Annotated in this window: 4 protein-coding genes; all 4 read right to left on the bottom strand. The window is 33.0% G+C overall.

All coding sequences use genetic code 11. The annotated features are described in order from the left end of the window. Positions 1-224: 224 nt before the first annotated feature. Complete coding sequence (locus BXY75_RS00245; protein WP_121905701.1) at positions 225-980, bottom strand: DUF6090 family protein; 756 nt, start codon at positions 978-980, stop codon at positions 225-227. A gap of 247 nt (positions 981-1,227) precedes the next feature. After that, positions 1,228-1,650, bottom strand: coding sequence for a type II toxin-antitoxin system VapC family toxin (locus tag BXY75_RS00240; protein ID WP_121905700.1), 423 nt, complete (start codon positions 1,648-1,650; stop codon positions 1,228-1,230). After that, positions 1,647-1,895 carry a DUF6364 family protein gene (locus BXY75_RS00235; RefSeq protein ID WP_121905699.1) on the bottom strand — a complete coding sequence of 83 codons (249 nt, stop codon included), beginning with the start codon at positions 1,893-1,895 and terminating at the stop codon, positions 1,647-1,649. Before BXY75_RS00235 ends, BXY75_RS00240 begins: the two co-directional genes overlap by 4 nt. Before the next feature lie 293 nt (positions 1,896-2,188). Beyond that, a complete protein-coding gene (locus BXY75_RS00230) occupies positions 2,189-2,944 on the bottom strand; it encodes a hypothetical protein (RefSeq protein WP_121905698.1) in 756 nt (251 codons plus the stop codon). Between the last annotated feature and the right edge of the window lie 340 nt (positions 2,945-3,284).

Below are 3,284 nucleotides of genomic sequence, written 5' to 3'. Positions count from 1 at the left end.
CAACGGGTTTGAATATGAATCGTGGCGCTTGGCGCAGCGTGCGGCTTGAAGCAGCTCAGCCATCAATCGTTCGTTTCGGCTCAATTCTCCGAAGCTGCGTGAGACTCAGAAGGGCAAGCGAGTTCGGATTATTCCGACGAATCATATTTTGATTAAAACTAGGAAATATTATTCAATTTCCCACTAAGCCATGATTGCATATTCGTTGTTGTGCTTTCGTTATTTTATTTACGCTCCTCCATCAATTTATAGAGGTTTTCTAATTCACTTTTAAGTTTTAAATAATTACCAATCTGAAAATTAGAATTAAAAAAAATATTATCAATTAAACTCTCAAATTTTAAAATATTCAGCACATCCAAATTATTATGATTACTAAATTTTGAGGGTCCGATTTGTTCTGCATATTTCGAGTGTTCAGAGTCCATCTGTCGGAAACTGATATGTTCGTAAATAAATGGATAGAAATATTGATTAAGGTCATCATTGCAATATTTTTCTCCTATTCTAACTTCTTCAACTAATGATGGCAAGCCATACAACATTGATTTTAGTGAATCGGATTTAATAAGTGCTACTTTCCCGGTATTTAATCCTTCGTTCAAAGTTCCATTTCTAAAATCCATATTACCATTTGCCATACATATACTAATAAGGCTATCGAATGTTCTTGAAGAGAGTTTAGTTATATCTTCATTGAACATTTTTAAAATTGCCAACGAACTCCTTTTTTGATTTTCTGTACGTTTAATTTCTTCGTTTGTAAAACCTATATTACTCTTTATTTCTGCTTTTAGTCGATTTACAAATTCACTGGATTCTTTTAAATTACTTTGATTAATATTCCAATTATTTATTTGTAATGCTATTAATATTCCAATAATTACAAGAACAATTTCTCCAATCGCATAAATCAGATATTTACTGAAATTATTTTCAGTCAGCATTTTTTGTCTAATTTTTCTAAAGAATTTTATCATTGGTTAACGGTTTCTGATAATGAAGCACAACGGGTTTGTATATGAAACGTGGCGTTTGGCGTAGCGTGCGGCTTGAAGCAGCTTGAGCCATCAATCGTTCGTTTCGGCTCCAGTTGTCCGAAGCTGCGTGAGACTCAGAAAGGCAAGCGTGTTCGATTTATTCCGACGAATCATATTTTGATTAAAAATAGGAATTTCAATTCAATTTCCCACTAAGCCATGATTGCATATTCGTGGTTGGGCGTAGTTATTTTTTTCGGATGCTTTTCAAATATTCATCTGCTGTCATCACCGGAATGACAGATTTTTTGAAGTCTTTTCCGTTTCTAGTTATGATCACATCACAATTTGAATCAATAGCACTAAAGTATTGAAGTGAATCTTCAAAATCTTTAAACGAGGAATTTAATCCTTTTTCAATAATAGGCTCATCCACTTTACATATTTCGCAAATTATCTTGAATTTTCTTAGCTTCTCGATTGCGGATTTAGAATTTTCATATTTTGCAAGAAAGTAATTTACAGTTGCAAAGGATATCGGAGAGACAACTAAAGTTAATTCATCTTTATCCGCCAATGTTGCTATTTTGGCAATTGGTTCATAAAATAGTTTTCGCTCTCCAAGTAAATCCAACATTACATTGGTGTCAATAAATAATCGCTTACTCATTTGTATTTCTCCATTAGATAATCAGAGTATTCCTTTTTATAATTCAGGTCAGAAGGTATGCTTACGCCAGTTGCGAGACTCTTTACAAAAGGTGAGATTTCAATATCATCATTTCTTTTGTCGCTCGTTAAAGATTGAAGATAGTTTTCTACAATTCTTGAAAGGCTTAGTTTTTGATCAGAAGCATATTTTTTAGCTTTTTCAATAATTTCCTGATTCAGTTTTAATGTCAATTTGGTATCCATAATGATAATTCATGTTGTACGTACAAAAATAACGAATTAATCCGTACAATTATTATGTTTTGAAGAATTTTTCTTAGGAGGATAATTACGCCCAACGGGATTGAATAAGCATTGTGGCGCTTGGCGCAGCTTTCGGCTTGAAGCAGCGACAGTTGTTCTGTTCAAAGTTTAGTTCCAATTGTTCGGAGCTACGTGAGAATCAGAAAGGCAAGCTTATTCGTATTCTTCCAAGAACCAATTTAGTCAATTATTTGTAGCTGACATAATTCTAATTGAACAGAAGCCATGATGACTTATTCGTTGTTAGCGGTTGTTTTTATTCTAATCGTGTCTTTTTCTCTTATTTCACTTGGGATAATTGCAAATAAATCTAAATATTCTTTAGTCCTCCAGATTGTGCCTCGATAATCCGTGCCGAGATATATTTCAAATTCAGAGAGTCCATTTGCGTCAGTAATGGTTTTTTTGATTGGAATGTCTCCCATTAATCCATATAAACGTTGTCTTTTGGTTGATAATTCAATTGAATCTCCAATAAGAAGTTGTCCAGTTTTTGAATCAGTGGTTTGGATAATAATAACTTTTCTTTTATTCCAGTTGTAGTATTTTTCAAATTTCCAAAAATCGTGCATGTTGAATGAAATGACTGTCATAAGTAACATAGAAGTGAAAAGAGCAGTTGTTTTTATATAATTCCGTTTTACAATGAGTTTTTCAACTAGCAACCAACTCAGAGTTTGGAAAATAGCATTACTTATAATTCCTAATATTATTATATCATCTGCAAAATTAAAATTAGATATCGGCATCCAAAGCAAGTAAGAAAAAACTAATCCTGCAGAAGAAATTAAAAAGCCGATAAAAATACTTCTTAAAGATTCGATTTTGAAGTAAAAATATGCAATGCACATATTAATTATTCCAAAAATTATAATCAAAGAATAGTCTGCAAATCCCAAAAATATTGCACCAAATCCAGTAATGAAAAATGCTAATATTAAATATGCAACAAGCAAAAAGGAATATAGTATGATTTTTCGTTTTTTCATCTGAAATAACCGCTAACGGGTTTGAATATGAATCGTGGCGCCTGGCGCAGCGTGCGGCTTGAAGCAGCTCAGCCATCAATCGCTCGTTTCGGCTCAATTCTCCGAAGCTGCGTGAGACTCAGAAGGGCAAGCGTGTTCGGACTATTCCGACGAATCATATTTTGATTAAAAGTAGGAATTTCAATTCAATTTCCCACTAAGCCATGATTGCATATTCGTTGTTACAGCACGTATATTGTATTCTAAGATTTAATAAATTTTCTAATATTCGAATGAGTAAGTATTTATTTCTTCAATATCATAAGGAATATCATTCGTAAATCCATCAGTTCCGATACCG

The sequence above is a fragment of the Ulvibacter antarcticus genome (genome assembly GCF_003688405.1).
Classification (GTDB): Bacteria; Bacteroidota; Bacteroidia; order Flavobacteriales; family Flavobacteriaceae; genus Ulvibacter; species Ulvibacter antarcticus.
This window is presented reverse-complemented; position numbering and strand designations above follow the sequence as displayed.

Coding starts and splice junctions, on each gene's coding strand:
- BXY75_RS00245 (WP_121905701.1), bottom strand. CDS start 980: ATGATAAAATTCTTTAGAAAAATTAGACAAAAAATGCTGACTGAAAAT.
- BXY75_RS00240 (WP_121905700.1), bottom strand. CDS start 1,650: ATGAGTAAGCGATTATTTATTGACACCAATGTAATGTTGGATTTACTT.
- BXY75_RS00235 (WP_121905699.1), bottom strand. CDS start 1,895: ATGGATACCAAATTGACATTAAAACTGAATCAGGAAATTATTGAAAAA.
- BXY75_RS00230 (WP_121905698.1), bottom strand. CDS start 2,944: ATGAAAAAACGAAAAATCATACTATATTCCTTTTTGCTTGTTGCATAT.